Annotated in this window: 13 protein-coding genes; 7 read left to right on the forward strand and 6 right to left on the reverse strand. The window is 74.0% G+C overall.

All coding sequences use genetic code 11. The annotated features are described in order from the left end of the window. The first annotated feature begins 53 nt into the window (after positions 1 to 53). Together AB0O11_RS06950 and AB0O11_RS06955 are read left to right on the forward strand one after the other, a co-directional pair. The gene (locus tag AB0O11_RS06950) at positions 54 to 653 is read left to right on the forward strand and encodes a GtrA family protein (protein ID WP_363382601.1); all 600 of its coding nucleotides are present in this window, start codon (positions 54 to 56) and stop codon (positions 651 to 653) included. Between the two features lie 18 nt (positions 654 to 671). Then, positions 672 to 1,880, forward strand: coding sequence for an ROK family transcriptional regulator (locus AB0O11_RS06955; protein WP_363382604.1), 1,209 nt, complete (start codon positions 672 to 674; stop codon positions 1,878 to 1,880). Between the two features lie 104 nt (positions 1,881 to 1,984). On the opposite strand, the gene AB0O11_RS06960 is transcribed toward AB0O11_RS06955, so the two are convergent. Beyond that, on the reverse strand, positions 1,985 to 3,028 hold the full coding sequence (locus tag AB0O11_RS06960) for an ABC transporter permease (RefSeq protein WP_363382607.1): 1,044 nt from the start codon (positions 3,026 to 3,028) through the stop codon (positions 1,985 to 1,987). Between the two features lie 126 nt (positions 3,029 to 3,154). Here AB0O11_RS06960 and AB0O11_RS06965 point away from each other — a divergent pair, with 126 nt between their 5' ends. Further along, the gene (locus tag AB0O11_RS06965) at positions 3,155 to 3,604 is read left to right on the forward strand and encodes a MarR family transcriptional regulator (RefSeq protein WP_363382608.1); all 450 of its coding nucleotides are present in this window, start codon (positions 3,155 to 3,157) and stop codon (positions 3,602 to 3,604) included. A gap of 154 nt (positions 3,605 to 3,758) precedes the next feature. Next, entirely contained in the window at positions 3,759 to 5,312 is a 1,554-nt protein-coding gene (locus AB0O11_RS06970) for an MDR family MFS transporter (RefSeq protein WP_363382610.1), read from the forward strand. A 103-nt stretch (positions 5,313 to 5,415) separates the two neighbouring features. Here the strand turns inward: AB0O11_RS06970 and AB0O11_RS06975 are convergent, their stop codons facing one another. Next, positions 5,416 to 5,667 (reverse strand): hypothetical protein, encoded by a 252-nt coding sequence (locus AB0O11_RS06975; RefSeq protein ID WP_363382613.1) that lies wholly within the window; start codon positions 5,665 to 5,667, stop codon positions 5,416 to 5,418. A 26-nt stretch (positions 5,668 to 5,693) separates the two neighbouring features. Further along, positions 5,694 to 6,866 carry an inorganic phosphate transporter gene (locus AB0O11_RS06980; RefSeq protein WP_363382616.1) on the reverse strand — a complete coding sequence of 391 codons (1,173 nt, stop codon included), beginning with the start codon at positions 6,864 to 6,866 and terminating at the stop codon, positions 5,694 to 5,696. Between the two features lie 337 nt (positions 6,867 to 7,203). Between AB0O11_RS06980 and AB0O11_RS06985 the strand changes: the two genes are divergently transcribed. Next, positions 7,204 to 8,715, forward strand: coding sequence for an NlpC/P60 family protein (locus AB0O11_RS06985; RefSeq protein WP_363382618.1), 1,512 nt, complete (start codon positions 7,204 to 7,206; stop codon positions 8,713 to 8,715). Positions 8,716 to 8,808: 93 nt separating this feature from the next. Here the strand turns inward: AB0O11_RS06985 and AB0O11_RS06990 are convergent, their stop codons facing one another. Then, complete coding sequence (locus AB0O11_RS06990; protein ID WP_363382621.1) at positions 8,809 to 11,088, reverse strand: FdhF/YdeP family oxidoreductase; 2,280 nt, start codon at positions 11,086 to 11,088, stop codon at positions 8,809 to 8,811. A gap of 187 nt (positions 11,089 to 11,275) precedes the next feature. Between AB0O11_RS06990 and AB0O11_RS06995 the strand changes: the two genes are divergently transcribed. Together AB0O11_RS06995 and AB0O11_RS07000 are read left to right on the forward strand one after the other, a co-directional pair. Then, the gene (locus tag AB0O11_RS06995; RefSeq protein WP_363382623.1) at positions 11,276 to 13,078 is read left to right on the forward strand and encodes a serine/threonine-protein kinase; all 1,803 of its coding nucleotides are present in this window, start codon (positions 11,276 to 11,278) and stop codon (positions 13,076 to 13,078) included. 67 nt (positions 13,079 to 13,145) lie between these two features. After that, a complete protein-coding gene (locus AB0O11_RS07000) occupies positions 13,146 to 15,020 on the forward strand; it encodes a serine/threonine-protein kinase (RefSeq protein ID WP_363382626.1) in 1,875 nt (624 codons plus the stop codon). Here the strand turns inward: AB0O11_RS07000 and AB0O11_RS07005 are convergent. Next, entirely contained in the window at positions 14,969 to 16,948 is a 1,980-nt protein-coding gene (locus AB0O11_RS07005) for an FAD/NAD(P)-binding protein (protein ID WP_363382628.1), read from the reverse strand. The genes AB0O11_RS07000 and AB0O11_RS07005 overlap by 52 nt on opposite strands. After that, positions 16,945 to 17,898, reverse strand: a complete 954-nt coding sequence (locus AB0O11_RS07010) for an amino acid ABC transporter permease (protein WP_363382632.1) — start codon at positions 17,896 to 17,898, stop codon at positions 16,945 to 16,947. Before AB0O11_RS07010 ends, AB0O11_RS07005 begins: the two co-directional genes overlap by 4 nt. Positions 17,899 to 18,225 lie beyond the last annotated feature (327 nt).

The raw sequence follows: 18,225 nt of genomic DNA on the forward strand, positions 1-18,225 counted from the left end.
CCCCACCGGCGCCCTGAAGGGCCGACGGCATCCCCGCGTGCGAGACTGCGGAGATGCCGTCCCCCACGCAGCGCGCTCTGGCCCGGGTGCCCGACCGGCTGCGCCCCTTCCTGGTACGGCACCGCCGGCTGGTGAAGTTCCTGCTGGTCGGGAGCGGCTGCTTCGTGCTCACCACGGTGATCGACTTCGAACTCAAGCTCACCGTGCTGGAGCACAAACCGGTGGTCGCGTTGACGGTCGCGACCGTGATCGGCACCGTCGTCTCGTACGTGCTGAACCGCCGCTGGGCCTTCCGGGCCGACGGCCGGCAGCGCGAGGCTCTGATGTTCGCCCTGGTCAGCGTGGTGGCGATCGCCGTCAACGACGTGCCGCTGGCGGTCTCCCGGTACGTCCTGAACCTGCGCGAGCCGTACGTCGGCCCCTGCCGGCAGGAGCTGGCGGACTTCCTCAGCGGGATGGTCGTCGGCACCTTCGTCGCGATGCTGTTCCGCTACTGGGCGATGCGGCGGTGGGTCTTCGCCCCGCCCGCCCCGCCCGCCGGGCCCGCCCGGGCCGAGCCCGTTCGCGTGCCGGCGACGGTGCTCCCGGAACCGGCGACGGTGCTCGCGGAACCCGGTTACGCTGCACCCGAGATGCCACGGGATGTGCCGTAAAGGGGCGAGGTGAGCCTTATGCACGAGCCGGACCCCGTCCCGACCGGGCCCGCCAGCCAGCAGGGCATGCGCCGGGCCAACCTGGCCCTGGTGCTCGGGACGATTGCGAGCGGACCGCGCTCGCGCGCCGAGGTGGCCGCCGGGACCGGGCTGACCAGGGCGGCCGTCTCCTCGCTCGCCGAACAGCTGATCGCCGCCGGCCTGGTGGTCGAGGAGGGCCCCGCCGCGCCCAGCGGCAAGGTCGGCCGCCCCGGCACCGCGCTCGGCCTCAACCCGGCCGGGCCCGGCGGCCTCGGCGCCGAGATCGGGGTGCGGCACCTGGGCGCCTGCGTGGTCGACCTGCGAGGGGAGGTCCGCGCCTGGCGGCGCCGGGAGGTCTCCAACCACGGCCGCGCGCCCGCCGCCGTGATGGCCGACCTCGCCCACCTGCTGCGCGAGGCCGTCACCGAGTCGGGGCTGCGCCCGGCCGGACTCACCCTGGCCGTGCCCGGGCTGGTCGGCGACTCCGGCGGGGTGCTCCGGCGGGCCGCCAACCTGGGGTGGCAGGACGTCCCGCTGGCCGCCGCACTGCGCCCGGCGCTGCGGACGGCCGGGGGCGGCCTGGCCGAGCTGCCGATCGAGGCGGACAACGAGGCCAACCTCGGCGGACTGGCCGAGCGCTGGCTGGGCGAGGGCCCGGAGGACTTCCTGTACGTCTCCGCCGAGGCCGGGGTCGGCGCGGCGATCGTGGTCGGCGGCCGGCTGCTGCGCGGGGCCAGCGGCTACGCCGGCGAGTTCGGCCACGTACCGGTCCACCCCGGGGGGCGCCGCTGCGCCTGCGGGGCGCACGGCTGCCTGGAGCAGTACGCGGGCGAGGCGGCGGCCCTGCGGGCGGCCGGCCTGACCGGGGCCCGGGGCGACTGGGTGACGCTGCTCGCCGACCGTGCCGACGCCGGGGACGAAGCCGCCCGTGCGGCGCTCGCCGGGGCCGGCACGGCGCTCGGCACCGCAGCCGCCGGAGCGGTCAACCTGCTGGATCCGGCCGAGGTGGTGCTGGGCGGCGGCTACGCCCGGCTGGCACCCTGGCTGCTGCCCGCGATGCGGGCCGAACTGGCCGCCCGGGTGACGGTGCGGCCCTGGTCCGAGGAACGGCTGACGGTCTCCCGGCTGGGCCGCCGGGGCCCGTTGCTGGGCGCGGCGGTGCGGGTCGTGCGGGCCATCGTGGCGGACCCGGGGCCGCTCGGCTAGGAGAACCCCGGGCCCCGCGGGTGGCACGCGTGCCGGGACCGGGAACGCGACCGAGCCCCCGGCCGGGGCGGCCGGGGGCTCGGTGACGGTCGGGACCGGGCGGCTCAGGCCTCGTCGGCGGAGACCAGCTCGCGGCTCCGGGCGCGCGGGTGCCGCAGCACGGCGAGCAGGGCGACACCGATGCCGATCAGCGCCCAGACCACCAGGACCAGGATCGGCAGCCCCAGGTTGGTGGAGCCGAAGTAGGCGACCGACTTGGCCGCGCTGGTGCCGGCGCCGTTCGGGATCCACGAGCTGATCGCCCGCCAGAACGGCGGCATCATCGGCGCCGGGTAGACCCCGCCCGCGCTCGGGTTGCCGAGCACGACGAAGACCAGCACCGCGATGCCGATGCCGATGATGTCGAACAGGCACTGGAGCGCCATGGTGAAGGCGCCGACCGAGAACACCACGAGCGCGCCGACGGCGCTCAGGCCGAGGATCGAGCCCGGCAGCGCGTCCAGCACCGGTCCGGCGATCAGCGTGCCGAGCACCGCGGCGCCGATCGAGTAGAGCGCGAGCACGCCGAGGCGGATCAGCAGGCGGTGGACGTTGGCGGGCTTGGAGCCCGCGCTGATGCCCAGGATCGAGGCGACCAGGTAGCCGCCGACGCACCAGCCGATCACCAGGTAGAAGGCGGAGAGGCCGTTGGTGTCGCCCGCGGCGAGCGGCACCACGTCGTGGACCTTGACGGTGCGGCCCTGGCTCTGGTCGATCGCGGTGGTGACGGTCTCGGCGGCCTTGGCCGCGGACGGGCCGCGGGCGCCGCCGACCAGCAGGGTGTCCTGGGTGCCGGTCGGGTCCACGACCAGCGCCGCGTAGATCTTCTGGTCCTTGATCTGCTGGGTCGCCGTCTCGGCGTCCGGTGCGGTGAGGGCCTTGACGGCGTCGTTCGGCACCGCCTCCAGCGCGCCGACCAGCTTGGGGGCGACCTGCGGCGGGGCGACCACCGCGATGGAGAGGTTCTGCGGGGCCGGCTTGTGCAGTGCCCCGATGTACGAGGTGATGAAGCCGAGCTGGAGCAGCAGCACTCCGAGCACGAGCAGTGCCGCGCGCGGGGTGACCGCACTCTTCAGTTCGGCGACGAAACCCTGCCCCGGGGCTGCCATCCACATCTCCTTGTGTAACGGGGGAAAACGGTACTTCCAGAACCGATACTTCATACCATGAAGTAGTTGGCTTGTCGCACCTTCCGTACGGGCTCCCGGTGGGTGTCGCTGCGCGATACTGGCGCGGTGAGTGACGAAGAAGCCCTGGTGACGGTGGAGCGCGAGGTCGCGCTGATGTTCCGGCGGGGCCGGGCCAGAGTGGCGGAACTCTCACGGCGGGTGCACCCCGGGCTGGAGGGCATGGCGTACAGCATGCTCGGCTACATCGAGCAGGCCGGGCGGGTGCGGGTGACCGACGTCGGCGTGCACTTCGCGGTGGGCAAGGCGACGGTGAGCCGGCAGATCCGGGCGCTGGAGGAACTGGGCCTGGTGGCCCGGGAGGCGGACCCGCTGGACCGCCGGGCCGCGCTGGTCTCGCTCACCGAGGACGGGCGACGGCGCTTCCTGGCCGCGCGGGACGTCCGGATGCGGCGGGTGCGCGAGGTGATGGGTGACTGGTCGCCGGAGGACGTGACCCGTTTCGCGGAGCTGCTGCACCGCTTCAACGACGTGCTGGGGGAGCCGCCGGTCGACTGACCGGGCGGCCGTCGGTGGCGTGACCGGGCCCGCAACCGCGGGCTTTACTTGCCCTTGAAGAAAGTTGCCTAATTCAACCATCTCGCCGTATGGTTGCTTAAGGCAACGAACTTTCATGATCCGCGCATCCCGCACGCTTCGCCGAAGGACCCAGATGACCGTGACCACCGAGGCCGCGAGCGGAACCGCCGCCGCGGCCGACAGCTCACAGATGACGCACCGGCAGGTGATGGAGGCGCTCTCCGGCCTGCTGCTCGGCCTCTTCGTGGCCGTGCTCTCCTCGACCATCGTCTCCAACGCCCTGCCGCACATCCTGGCCGACCTGCACGGCGGCCAGTCCGCGTACACCTGGGTGATCACCGCGGCCCTGCTCACCCTCACCGCCTCCACCCCGATCTGGGGCAAGCTCTCCGACCTCGCCAGCAAGAAGCTGCTGCTCCAGATCGCCCTGCTGATCTACGTCGGCACCTCGGCGCTGGCCGGCCTCTCGCAGAACACCGGTGAGCTGATCGCCTGCCGCGCGCTCCAGGGCATCGGCGCCGGCGGTGTCGTGGCGCTCGGCCAGATCTGCCTGGCCGCGATGGTCCCGCCGCGCGAGCGCGGCCGGTACAGCGGCTACTTCGGCGCGGTCTTCGCGCTCGCCACCATCGGCGGACCGCTGATCGGCGGCGTCATCGTGGACACCTCCTGGCTGGGCTGGCGCTGGTGCTTCTACGTCGGCATCCCGTTCGCGCTGGCCGCGATCCTCGTGGTGCAGCGCACCCTCAAGCTGCCGGTGGTCAAGCGCCAGGCGAAGATCGACTACCTGGGCGCGCTGGTCATCACCGCCTCGGTCAGCCTGCTGATGATCTGGATCACGCTGGCCGGCAAGAACTACGCCTGGCTGTCCTGGCAGACCGTGGCCATGGTCGGCGGCGGCCTGCTGCTGGGCGCCCTGGCCATCGTGATCGAGCGCCGCGCCGCCGAGCCGATCATCCCGCCGGACCTCTTCAAGTACCGCACCGTCACCCTGGCCGCGATCGCCAGCGTGCTGGTCGGCGTCGGGATGTACGGCGCGACCACCTTCCTCAGCCAGTACTTCCAGCTGGCCCGCGCCAAGTCCCCGACCGTGGCCGGCCTGATGACCCTGCCGATGATCCTCGGCCTGGCGGTCTCCTCCGCGGTGGCCGGCCGGCTGATCACCAAGTACGGCAAGTGGAAGGCCTACCTGGTCTCCGGCACCGCGCTGCTCGCCGTCGGCTTCGGCCTGCTCGGCACCGCCCGGGCCGACACCGACTACGTGCTGCTCTCCGTCTACATGGCGATCACCGGCGTCGGCCTCGGCCTGACCAGCCAGAACCTGGTGCTCGCGGTGCAGAACACGGTGCCCCGGCACGAACTCGGCGCGGCCAGCTCGGTGGTCACCTTCTTCCGGACCATGGGCGGCGCGATGGGCGTCTCCGCGCTCGGCGCGCTGATGACCAACAAGGTCGGCCACTACCTGGCCGAGAACCTGGCCGCGGCGCACATCCCGGCGTCGCCCGCGGCGTCCGGCGGCGGCATCCCGGACCTGGCCAAGCTGCCGGCCCCGATCGTGCCGCTGGTGACGGACGCCTTCGGCCACGGCGTCGGCACCGTCTTCCTGTGGGCCGCCCCGTTCGCGGCGCTGGCCTTCGTCACCGTGCTGTTCATCCGGGAGACGGCGCTGAAGACCACCCAGGAGAACTGACCACCCAGGAGAACTGACCGGCCGGCAGTCGGGATGCGCGAACGGGCCGGGGAGTGCGGAAGGCACTCCCCGGCCCGTTGTCCTTGTGCGCGGCGCGCGGCGGCTACTTGCCGGCGATCAGCGACAGCCCGTAGAGGACGGCCCCGCCGCACAGCGCGAAGCAGACGCACGCGCCGGCCAGGGCGAGCCTGCCGCCGCCCGGGGCCCCGGCGCCCTCGCCCTCACGGGCGGCGCTCACCGCGGCCTCGCGGCGGGACAGTGCCAGGGTGCCGAGCGCGAAGACGGCGACCACGGCGACGGTGACGCCGAAGCTGACCCCGGCGGTCTGGGCCAGGGCGTTCCACTTGATGTGCATGGTGAGTGCTCCTCAGCCGTCGGCGCTCAGGCCGCGACCGTGGTCGAGGCGGGGGTGGGGGCGTTCGCGGTACCGGCCGGTGCGACCTCGACCGGAGTGACGTCGTTGACGTTGTCCGCGCCGACCGGCTGGCGGCGGGAGATCAGCCACATCGCACCCGCGCCGGCCACCAGCACGGCGCCGACCAGCGCGACGCCCCAGCTGCCCTGCTCGGCCAGCAGGGCGGCGCCGCCGGAGACCACGGCGGCGGCCGGCAGGGTCAGGCCCCAGGTGTAGACCATGCGGCGGACCATGCTCCAGCGCAGCTCGCCCTTCGGGCCGCCGAGGCCGGCGCCCATGATGCCGCCGGAGCAGACCTGGGTGGTGGAGAGGCCGAAGCCCATGTGCGAGGAGGTCAGGATGACGGTCGCGGCGGCCGACTCGGAGGCGAAGCCCTGCGGCGGGCGGATGTCCGCCAGGCCCTTGCCCATCGAGCGGATGATCCGCCAGCCGCCCATGTAGGTGCCGAGCGCGATCGCGGCGCCCGCGGAGACGATCACCCAGGTGGGGGGCAGCGCGCCGTGCGGCAGGGCGCCGACCGAGACCAGGGTCAGGGTGATGATGCCCATCGTCTTCTGGGCGTCGTTGGTGCCGTGCGCGAGCGAGATCAGCGAGGAGGAGAACACCTGGCCGGTCTTGAAGCTCTTCTCGGTGGCCGCGGCATCGCCCTTGCGGGTGATCGCGTAGGCCAGCTTGGTGGCGCCCCAGGAGGCCAGGCCGGCGACGAAGGGCGAGGCGACGGCCGGGATGAGGATCTTGGTGATCACGGTGTCGAAGTTGACGCCGTTCATGCCGACGCCGACGATCGTGGCGCCGATCAGGCCGCCGTACAGGGCGTGCGAGGAGCTGGACGGCAGGCCGCGCAGCCAGGTCAGCAGGTTCCAGAGGATCGCGCCGGCCAGGGCGGCGAAGATGATCTCGGGATGGACGCCGGCCTTCTCGTTGACGATGCCGCCGGAGATGGTGGTGGCGACCTTCACGGACAGGAACGCGCCCGCGAAGTTGAGCAGGGCCGCGATGGTGACCGCGACCTTCGGACGAAGGGCCCCGGTCGCGATCGCGGTGGCGGCCGCGTTGGCGGTGTCGTGGAACCCGTTGGTGAAGTCGAAGGCGAGCGCCGTGATGATCACAACGGCCACCAGGAACGAGATGTGTTCCATACCCAAACAATCGTCGTAGTTGTCGCACGGACGTTGATGACGTCGCGACCGTAGGTCTGTTTGGTAAACGGAAGGTGAACTGGGTCGGGAATCGTGGTTCCGATGATTGACTCACGGTGACCGCTGGGTTTCATCGGGGTGACCTCGGGCGCGCTGAACTGGACGTTAGCGAAGAACGTGCCGGTTCGGCCTGATTTGCTGAGAGCTGTCTCACAGATCAATCGAGAATTAACCTCCCAGTCCGCACGCGCCCTGTTTCCGGCGAGTAACCCGTGGGAGGATTCGCGGGATCCGGGAAGCCGGGACAGGGGCAGTGCGCGGCGGGGAGGACCAGGCCATGGGCGGGGCGGTACAGAGAGCGGAGACGGCACGCGTACGGCCCTGGGTGCGGGCGGCGCTGCGCTGCGGAGCCGTCCTCGCGGCCGCGGCACTCGCACTGCCCGCGGGCGCCCAGGCCGCCTGGGCCGTACCCGACCCGGGGGCCGGCCAGACCGTCGCCGGCGCGGACCCGCTCGCTGCCGCCAAGGCCACCCTCGGCCCGATGCTCGACCGGCTGCACGCGCTCTACCAGGGCGCCGAGGCCGCCACCGAGCAGTACAACGGCGCCGTCGCCAAGGTGACGGAGCAGCAGGCCTCGCTCACCGACCTCCAGGGCCGGCTGGACCGCCAGCAGAAGCAGGTCGACGCGGGCACCGACATCGCCTCGCAGCTCGCCGCCGCGCAGTACCGCAACGGGGCCGCCTCCGCGTACGCCGAGCTGCTGCTCTCCAAGGACCCGTACGAGGCGGTCGTCATCGCCGAGCTCCTCGCGTCGGCCAGCCGCTCGCAGTCGGAGTTCCTGGACAGGCTGAAGAGCGACCGGGACGCGTTGGACGGGTTGAAGAAGCAGACCGAGGAGGCGCTGAACACCTCCCGGACGCTGGTCGCCGAGCAGGACGCGGCCAAGGCCAAGGCGGCCGCCGACCTCGCCGCGGTCGAGCAGATGGTCTCCTCGCTGACCGGCGCCCAGCGGGCCGAGCTGGAGCAGCTGGAGAAGACCAAGGCGGACGAGGCGCAGCTCGCGTTCCTCGCCTCCGGGGCGCTCGGCAAGGGGGAGCGCACGCCCTCCCTCCAGGGCCGCGGGGCCATCGCCTTCGCGCTGGCGCAGCTGGGCAAGCCGTACCTGTGGGGCGGCACCGGCCCGGACTCCTACGACTGCTCGGGCCTCACCTCGCAGGCCTGGCTGCACGCGGGCAGGCCGATCCCGCGCACCAGCCAGGAGCAGTGGGCGCAGCTGCCGCACGTGGCGCTCAACCAGCTGCGGCCCGGCGACCTGGTGGTGTACTTCCAGGACGCCTCGCACGTCGGGATGTACATCGGCGGCGGGCTGGTCGTGCAGGCGCCGCGGCCCGGGGCGTTCATCAAGATCTCGCCGGTCGGCTCGATGCCGATCCTCGGGGCCGTCCGGCCGGACCCGTCCGGCGCGGCCGACGACGCCGGCGGCGCGTGGAAGGTGCCCGACCTCCCGACGGGCTGGGACTCCGTCACGCCGATCGCGCCGAGCCCGGTCAAGCAGGTGCCGGCCACGCCGGCCCCGGGGGGCGCGGTGACGCCGCCGACCGTGCCGGGCACGCCGACCGAGCCGGGCACGCCGGCCCCGACGCCGACCGGGACGCCGACCGAGCCGGGCACGCCGGCCCCGACGCCGACCGGGACGCCGACCGAGCCGGGCACCCCGAGCGGGACCGGCACGCCCACCCCGACCGGGACGGGCACCCCGGCGGGGAGCCCGAGCGGCACCGGCTCGGCGACCGCCTCGGCCCCGGGCAGCGCCACGGCCACGCTGCCGCTCGGCACGCCGACGCACTGATGAGGCCATGAGGAGGCCGCCCCACGTCCGGTGACGTGGGGCGGCCTCCGTGCTGTCGGGGTCCGGGCGGCCGGCAGGGCGCGGTCCGGGCGGCTACTCGCCGCTGTCGGGGGCGAAGCGGATCACGACGGCCTTGGAAGTGGGGGTGTTGCTGATGTCGGCGGTGGAGTCGAGCGGCACCAGGACGTTGGTCTCGGGGTAGTAGGCCGCCGCGCCGCCGCGGGCGACGGGGTAGTGGACGACCCGGAAGTGCGGGGCGCGGCGCTCCACGCCGTCGCTCCACTCGCTGACCAGGTCGACGTACCGGCCGTCGACGAGCCCGAGTTCGTCGGCGTCGGCGGGGTTGACCAGGACCACCCGGCGGCCGCCCTTGATGCCGCGGTAGCGGTCGTCGAGGCCGTAGACGGTGGTGTTGTACTGGTCGTGCGAGCGCAGGGTCTGGAGCAGCAGCCGGCCCGGCGGGACCTCGGGGGCGGTCAGCGGGTTGACGGAGAAGTTGGCCTTGCCGGTCGCGGTCGGGAAGGTGCGGGAGTCCCGGGGGCCGTGCGGCAGGGTGAAGCCGCCGGGGCGGCGGACCTTCTCGTTGTAGTCCTCGAAGCCCGGGACGACGCGGGCGATCCGGTCCCGCAGGGTGTCGTAGTCGACGGCGAAGTCCTCCCACGGCACGGTGTCCTGCGGTCCGAGCGCGGCGCGGGCGAGCCGGCAGACGATCGCGGTCTCGGAGAGCAGGCCGGGGGCGGGCGGGCGCAGGCCGCCGCGCGAGGCGTGCACCTGGCCCATCGAGTCCTCGACGCTGACGAACTGGGCGCCGTGCGTGGTGACGTCCCGGTCGGTGCGGCCCAGGGTCGGCAGGATCAGGGCGCGGGCGCCGGTGACCACGTGCGAGCGGTTGAGCTTGGTGGAGACGTGGACGGTCAGCCGGCAGCGGCGCATCGCGGCCTCGGTGACCTCGGTGTCCGGGGTGGCCGCGACGAAGTTGCCGCCCATCGCGAAGAAGACCCCGACCTTGCCGTCGCGCATCGCGCGGATGGTGTCCACCGCGTCGAGGCCGTGCTCGCGCGGTGGTTCGAAGCCGAACTCCGTGCCCAGTGCGTCCAGGAAGGCGGTGGTGGGGCGCTCGAAGATGCCCATCGTCCGGTCGCCCTGGACGTTGCTGTGTCCGCGCACCGGGCAGACCCCGGCGCCGGGGCGGCCGACGTTGCCGCGCAGCAGCAGGAAGTTGACCACCTCGCGGATGGTCGGCACGGCGTGCTTGTGCTGGGTGAGGCCCATCGCCCAGCAGACGATGATCTTCTTCGATTCCAGCACCAGCCGGCCGAGCTCCTCGATCTGCTCCCAGGGCAGGCCGGTCGCGGCGAGCACCTCGTCGCGGTCGGTCTTCCGCGCCTGGGCCTCGAACTCCTCGAAGCCGTGGCAGTGTTCGGCGACGAAGGCGCGGTCGACGCCGTCCTGCTCCAGGACGATCCGGTTCAGCGCGCGGAACAGCGCGAGGTCGCCGCCGAGGCGGATCTGCAGGAAGAGGTCGGTCAGCTTGGTGCCGTTGCCGACCAGGCCGCGCGCGTGCTGCGGGTTCTTGAACCGCTCCAGGCCCGCCTCCGGCAGCGGGTTGACGCTGACGATGGTGGCGCCGGCCCGCTTGGCGCGCTCCAGTGCGGAGAGCATCCGGGGGTGGTTGGTGCCCGGGTTCTGGCCGGCCACGATGATCAGGTCGGCCTGGTAGAGGTCCTTCAGGCCGACGCTGCCCTTGCCGACGCCGAGCGTCTCGGTGAGCGCCGAGCCGGAGGACTCGTGGCACAGGTTGGAGCAGTCCGGCAGGTTGTTGGTGCCGAGCCGGCGGGCGAACAGCTGGTACGCGAAGGCGGCCTCGTTGCTGGTCCGGCCGGAGGTGTAGAAGGCGGCGCCGTCCGGGGTGTCCAGGGCCTTCAGCTCCTCGGCGATCAGCGCGAAGGCATCGTCCCAGGAGACCGGCGTGTAGTGGGTGGCACCCTCGTCGAGCAGCATCGGCTGGGTGAGCCGGCCCTGCTGGCCCAGCCAGTAGCCGGAGCGCTCGGCCAGGTCGGCGACCGGGTGGGCGGCGAAGAACTCGGCGCGGATGCGGCGCTCGGTGGCCTCCTCCGCGACGGCCTTGGCGCCGTTCTCGCAGAACTCGGCGGTGTGGGTCCTGTCCGGCTCCGGCCAGGCGCAGCCGGGGCAGTCGAAACCGTTCGGCTGGTTGAGCTTGAGCAGGGTGGACAGGGCGCGGCGGGCGCCCATCTGCTCGGCGGCCATCCGCAGGCTGTGGCCGACGGCGGGCAGCCCGGCGGCCGCGTGCTGGGGCGCGGACACCTCGGGGGCGTCCTGCGCCGGGTCGCTCTGCGGGGCCTGCTTGGCCATGGCCGCTCTCCTCGGGCTCTGCTGGTCCGAGCCGCCGCACCGTCGCGGGGCTGACGGCCCATCCTTCCACCCGGGGCCTGTCCCGTGGAGCCCCGCGGGTCCGCGAACGTCCGGGAGGCAGGCCCTGGCCGTGCCGGGGGAGGGCCGTCGGTAGAGTCTGGGCGTCATGGCGGGAGGGGAGGGGCGCGTGCGAGTCGGGGACGTCCTGGACGGCCGGTACGAGCTGGTGGAGAAGCTCGGGCAGGGCGGGTTCGGGGTGGTGTGGCGGGCCCAGGACACCCGGATGGGGCGGCCGGTGGCGGTCAAGGTCATCGGTCACCACGGCGGCGACCGGGCGAAGGCCGCGCTGCGGTTCGTCCGGGAGGCCGGAGCGGCCGGCAACCTGTCGCACCCGCACATCGTCACGGTGCACGACCTCGGGCAGTGCGAGCTCGGCGGCCAGGAGGTCACCTACCTGGTGATGGAGCTGCTCACCGGCCGCACCCTGACCGAGGTGCTGCGGGACGGGCTGCCGGAGCCGGAGCAGAGCCTGCGCTGGGGGCGGCAGATCAGCGGCGCGCTGGCGGCGGCGCACGACGCGGGCATGGTGCACCGGGACATCAAGCCGGACAACGTGATGATCACCGACGCCGGGCAGCTGAAGGTGCTGGACTTCGGCATCGCGCAGCTGGACACCGGCGCGGGCGGGCTGACCACCACCGGGACGATCGTCGGCAGCCCGGCGTACATGGCGCCGGAGCGGTGGACCGGCGGCCGGGTGGACGGCCGGGCCGACCTCTACGCGCTGGGCTGCGTGCTGGTCGAACTCTTCACCGGGGCACGGCCGTTCAGCGGTGACTCGACGCCGGTGCTGATGTACCAGCACCTCAACGAGGCGCCCGCGCCGCTGGACCCGGCGCAGTTCGGGCTGCCGCCGCAGGTGGCCGGGCTGGTCGCGGAGCTGCTGGCCAAGGATCCGGCGGACCGGCCGGCCGACGCCCGTGCGGTCGAACGGCGGCTCGCCGAGCCGGCCGGGTGGCAGGGCGGCCAGGCGGCCGCAGCGGCGCCGGTGCCGACGGTGGTGGAGCGCCCGGCGCCGGTGGCGCCGCCGCCGCCGAGCGCTCCGCCGGTCGTCCCCGCGCCCGCCGTGCCGCCCCCCGCCGCGTCGGTGCTGCCGCCGCTGACCACGCCCCCGGTGACGGCCGCGCCGCCGGCCGAGGCCGTACGGGCCGGGCTGCGCGAGCGACGGTCGGCCGCGTACCGGGCGACGACGGCCGGTGAGTCGGCGATTCTCCTGCAGGCCCTCGCCCAGGAGTGCGTCACCGTGCTCGGCGCGAGCGACCGGGACACCCTGTGCACCTGGCGGGACTTCGCCTGGTACCTCAGCCGGACCGGGGACCTGGACGGCGCGATCCGGCTGTTGACCGCCCTCGTGGGTGACATGCGTTCGATGCTCGGCCCGATCGACCCGGACACCCTCGGTGCCCGCTACCACCTGGTCTGGTGCATCGGCGAGAGCGGTGCGCCGGTCACCACGATCCGGCTGATGAACGAACTGCTGCCCGACCTGCACGCCGCCTGGGGCCCGTACGACCCCCGGGTCCTGAAGGCCCGGCACGACCTCGCGCTGCACCACGCCAACCGGGGCGACCTCCAGGGCGCGGTGATCCAGTTGCACGGGCTGTTGCCGGACCTCGCCCGGGTGCTGGGCGAGCACCACCCGAGCACCGTGCAGGCCTGGCAGGACCTGGCCGGCTACCAGCAGCAGCTGGCCCAGGCGGGCCGCAGGGGAGCGGGGCAGCGCCGCCGGACGCCGCGGATGAGCCCGATGGAGGCGCTGGTGCTGGTGCGGCGGCTGCGGGTGTGGGACTTCGCCACCGACGGGGAGGCCCGGGCCTGCATGGACGCGCTGGACCGGGGGATCGGCCTGAAGGGTGTCGCGGACGTGGTGTTCGACGCGCCGGACCACGTGTCGGACGAGGACCTGGTGGAGGAGATCTTCGGAGCCTGAGCCGGTGGAGCCCGGGCGGCGCCGATAGGGTCCGAGGGGGCCACGGTGGACGGGGGGAGAGGGGCGCGTGCGAGTCGGGGACGTCCTGGACGGCCGGTACGAGTTCGAGGAGAAGCTGGGGCAGGGCGGCTTCGGGGTGGTGTGGCGGGCCCTGGACACCCGGATGCACCGGCCGGTGGCGGTCAAGGTCATCCGGCACGACGACGGCGACCGGGCGAAGGCGGCGCTGCGGTTCGCCCGGGAGGCGTCCGCGGCGGGCAGCCTGTCGCACCCGCACATCGTCACGGTGCACGACCTCGGCCACAGCGAGTTCGACGACCAGCAGGTCACCTTCCTGGTGATGGAGCTGCTCACCGGCCGCACCCTGACCGAGGTGCTGCGGGACGGGCGGCCGGAACCGCAGGTGAGCCTGCGCTGGGGGCAGCAGATCTGTGAGGCGCTGGCGGCGGCGCACGACGCGGGCGTGGTGCACCGGGACATCAAGCCGGACAACGTGATGATCACCGACGCCGGGCAGCTGAAGGTGCTGGACTTCGGCATTGCCCAGCTGGACACCGGCGCGAGCGGGCTGACCACCGTCGGCACGGTCATCGGCAGTCCGCCGTACATGGCGCCCGAGCGCTGGACCGGCGACCGGGTGGACGGCCGGGCCGACCTCTACGCGTTCGGCTGCGTGCTGGTCGAACTCCTCACCAGGAAGCGGCCGTTCAACGGGGACTCGACGCCGGTGCTGATGTACCAGCACCTCAACGAGCCACCCCCCGAGCTCGACCCGGCGAAGTACGGGCTGCCGCCGCACCTGCCGGCCGTGGTCGCCCAGCTGCTGGCGAAGGACCCACAGGACCGGCCGGCCGACGCCCGGACGGTCGCGCAGTGGCTCTCGGACCTGGCGGAGGGACGGGACCGGCCCCCGGCGCAGCCCACCGCTGCCCGGACCGAACCGGGCCGGACCGCGTCGGTCCGGCCCGCGGGCACCCCGCCGCTGCGGCCGGTCCGGCCGGTCCGGCGGCGCGGCCAGTCCCGGCAGCCGGGGCAGCCGAGGCTGCGGCCGGTGGGGCGGGCCGCGTTGGTGTATCCCGAACCCCCGCCGTCCGTCCGGCGCGTGCCGCTCGTCGCACCGGCCGCACGGGTGGGGCCCGTCGAGGACGAGGCCGCCGTCCGGGGCCGGCTGCGGGAGGGCCTGCGGGCCGCGCAGCAGGAGAACCCCGCCGCGGAGGTGCAGCCGCTCCGGGCGGCGGTCGACGCCGCCGCGTGGGCGCTCGGGGCGGGCGACCCGGAGGTCGTCGCCGCCCGGCAGGACCTCGCCGGGTGCCTCGGCCGGGCCGGTGAACCGGCGCAGGCCGTCCGGGTGCTGCTGGACCTGGCCGAGGACCTGCGGACGCTCCTCGGAGCGACCGACCCCGAGCTGCTGAAGGTGCGCTGCGAACTGGCCCGGCAGATCCGGGACAGCGGCGAGACGGTCACCGCGATCCGCCTGCTGACGGAGCTGCTGCCCGCGCTGAAGGAGGCCTGGGGCCCGCGCGGGGTGCCCGTCCTCCGGGCCCGGCACGACCTCGCGGTCTGCCGGGCCCGGCGGGGCGACTTCCAGGGCGCCGTGCTGGAGCTGGACGGCCTGCTGCCCGTGCTGGTCGAGGTGCTCGGCCCGCAGGACGAGCGCGGCCTGCGGGCCGCCGCCGACCTGGCGGAGTACCGGGAGGGGGCCCGGCACCACCGGGTGAACCGGGCCGTCCGGGTGTTGCGACGGCGGATCGGCCGGGAGGAGGCGCAGGAGCTGATCCGGCGGATCCGGGCCGCCACGCACGTCGGCGGGTCCGTCGCGGAACCGGCCCGGGCGCTGGAGCGCCGGACCGGCGTCAAGGGCGTCGGGCAGCGGGTGGCCGCCGCACCGGGCTACGTCACGGACGCGGACCTGGTGGAGGAGATCTTCGGTCCTTCGGCCTGAGTGGCGCGCGCCCCGCCGCCCGGGCCGCTCGCGCCGACGGCCCGGAGCAGGGCGCGGGCGGCGGCGTCGTTCTGCCGGAAGCCCGGGGCGTCGGTGCGGGGGCGGGCGAAGGCGGCGGCCGCGCGCAGGCTGGTGTGCGGGCCGAGGGCGGTACGGCGCGGGTGCGGGGCGCCGCCGAGGGCCGGGTCGAGCAGCCGGCTGTCGGCGGGGGTGATGGTGACCAGGCCCGAGCAGTGGGTGTAGTCCGGGTCGGTGACCACCTCCTCGACGATCCGTCCGGCGCGGTGCAGCTCGCGCAGCACCGGGTCCAGCGTGCGGGCCAGCGCGTGCTTGGGCAGGTACGCCTCGACCAGCGCCGTCGCGGTGACGTGGTGGCCGGGCAGGGTGCCGCCGGAGGCCCGCCAGGTGCCGCTCGCCTCGTCCCGCTCGATCCGCACGTCCGCGCCGAGGAAGCGCACCACCCCGGCCTCGGAGAGGGCGAGCAGCTGGCGCAGCCGGAAGCCGGGCGGGCCGGAGGCGAGGAAGCTGAAGTAGCCGAAGAACCACTCGTCCACCTCCTCGGCGATCGAGCGGGCGGTGAGCCGGCCGCTCGCCGCCAGCCGGGGGAGTTGGCCGAACAGCGAGAGCAGGGCGAGGAAGGCGCCGAGGTCGGCGCTGTGCGCGGGGTCGGCGCGGCGGTCGGCGTCGGCGGTCACGTACGCGCGCAGGTGCGCCTGGAGCTCCTCGTCGGTGCCGAGTTCGAGCCCGGCCAGCGGGTGGTCGAGCCGTTCGAAGTCGATCCGGTCGGCCGGATCGGGGACGGCCTCGGCGATCAGGGCGGCGAGTTCGGGGGTGTACCAGCCGTGCCGGTCGTAGCGGGCGAGGAACTCCGGCCAGGGCAGGGCGGTGCGTCCGGGGTGGGCGTGGAACAGCTCGTGGTAGTGCCCGAAGCCGATCTCCTTGGCCATCAACGGCCAGAAGTCGCGGCGGAGTTCGAGCTGTCCGCCGGTGGCGAGCACGGCGTCCACGGCGGCCTCGTCGAAGTACCGGGGGAGCGGGGCGGGCGGCCCCTGGAGGCGGTAGCCGGTCTTGGAGTGGTACGGGACGCCGCGCCGGGAGCCGAGGTGGAGCACCGGCTCGCGGCCGGAGGGGAGGTAGCGCAGCGCGGGCCCTTCGCCGGTGGGCTCGAAGCGGCCGCCGCGGCCCTCGGTGAGCAGGGCGACCAGGTCCACCGAGGCGAGGCCGAGGCCGCGCAGCACCACCTGTTCGCCGGGGGCGAGACGGGCCAGCCCGGCGGCCGCGTCGGCGGAGTAGGCGGGCGGGAGGTGGAAGCGGCCGTGCCGGGCGGCGAACTCGGCGTCGGCGGCGAAGCGCGGGTGCGGCGCGGAGTCGAGGTGGCCGAGGGTGAGCACGACGTGGTCGGCGGTGAGCGTCCGGTCGGCGAGGTGGACGGTCTGCGGGCCGTCGGCCGGCCCCTCGATCCGCCGGACGGTGTCCCGGTGGACGGTGACCTCGATGTTCGCCGGCAGCTCGGCGACGGTGCGGCGGAACACCCAGTCCAGGTAGGCGCTCTGGGCCCGCCGGGTGGGGAAGTCGGTGGGTGCGAGGGTGCGCAGCTCGGTCCGGACGGCCGGGTCGGCGATCTCCCGGTAGGGCGCGAACTCCTCCTGCCGCAGGGCCCATTCGGCGAGCGAAGGGCCGGGGCGGACCGGCCCTTCGAGGGTGGAGCGCTCGTCGGTGAACATGGTGACGTCCTCGGCCATCGAGTTCATCCGCAGCAGCGGGGACTGGTCGTGGCGCCAGATCCGGCCCGCACCCGGCGGGTACGGGTCGACCAGGTGGATCGCCAACGGCCGTCCGGCGGACAGCAGTTCGGCGGCGTTGGCGGCGATCCGCTCCAGCAGGCCGGTGGCGCGCGGGCCGGCGCCGACGATGACGAGGGCCGTCATGCCCGCACCGCCCTGGCGACGGCCGCGCGGGCCCGCTGCAGCGGGGTGGGCGGCAGGCCGTCACGGGTGGCGCCCTTGGCGAAGTGCCGCTCCACGTAGTACTGGCCGACGGACAGCAGGGTGGTGACCACCAGGTACCAGATGGTGGCGACCATCAGCATCGGGATGACCTGGTACGACTGGAGGTAGACCAGCTGCACCGAGTAGAGCAGGTCGGAGACGGCCAGCACGCTGACGATGCTGGTGCCCTTGAGCGCGCCGATCAGCATGTTCCCGGCGGTCGGCACGATCGCCCGCATCGCCTGCGGCACCACGATCCGGCGCAGCACCCGCCACCGGCCGAGCCCGAGCGCGGCCGCCGCCTCCAGCTGGCCGCGGTCCACGGAGAGGATGCCGCCGCGGATCACCTCGGCGGCGTACGCGGTCTCCAGCAGGGTGAGGCCGATGACGGCGGTCAGGGTGGGGCCCATCAGGTTGACGGTCTTGACGGTGACGAACTCGGGGCCGAACGGGATTCCGAGGCCGAGGGTCGGGTAGAGCGCGCCGATGTTGAAGAAGAACAGCAGCTGCACCAGCGGCGGGGTGGAGCGGAACACCCAGATGTAGCCCCAGCTCAGCGTGCGCAGCACCGGGTTGGTGGACAGTCGCATGGTGGCGAGGAGGGTGCCGAGCGCGAAGCCGAGGGCGAGGGTGACGGCGGTCAGCCAGAGGGTCAGGGTGAGCCCGTCGAGCACGGACCGGGCGGTGAACCAGTCGGCGACCACGCTCCACTGGAAGGCCTTGTTGCGGATCACCGAGTTGACCGCCATCGCGGCCAGCAGCAGGGCGACGGCGGCGGCGGCCCACTGGCCGGGCTTGCGGCGGGCGACGATCCGGGCCTCGGGGGCGGGTGGCGCGGCGGGGAGGTCGAGTGCGGAGGGGGTGGGCAGGACGTCCTGCGGGGTGGCCATGGCGGAGGCTCCTGGGCGGAGTGCGGGCGGGGAGGGGTACGGCGGTGGTCACGTACGCGGGCGCGGCCCGTGTCCCTCAACACGGCCGGCGCATTGCACTGCACTCCGCTTCGATCGTACGCATGCGCGATCGACGGCTGTCAAGGGCGATCAGGGCGCGGGAGGGCTCGGCCGGCGCACGTCGGAAAAGCGACAGGAGATCGCAACAGTGCGGCAATGATCGATGGTTGACGGACCGATCGGCCGACTGTTCAACTTGAGGCCATGTACGCCGAGCAGCCCCTGGTCAGCCGCGACCACATCGACTTCGGTCGGGTGTGGTCCGCG

It is taken from the genome of Kitasatospora sp. NPDC093102, from assembly GCF_040683915.1.
Lineage (GTDB): Bacteria > Actinomycetota > Actinomycetes > Streptomycetales > Streptomycetaceae > Kitasatospora.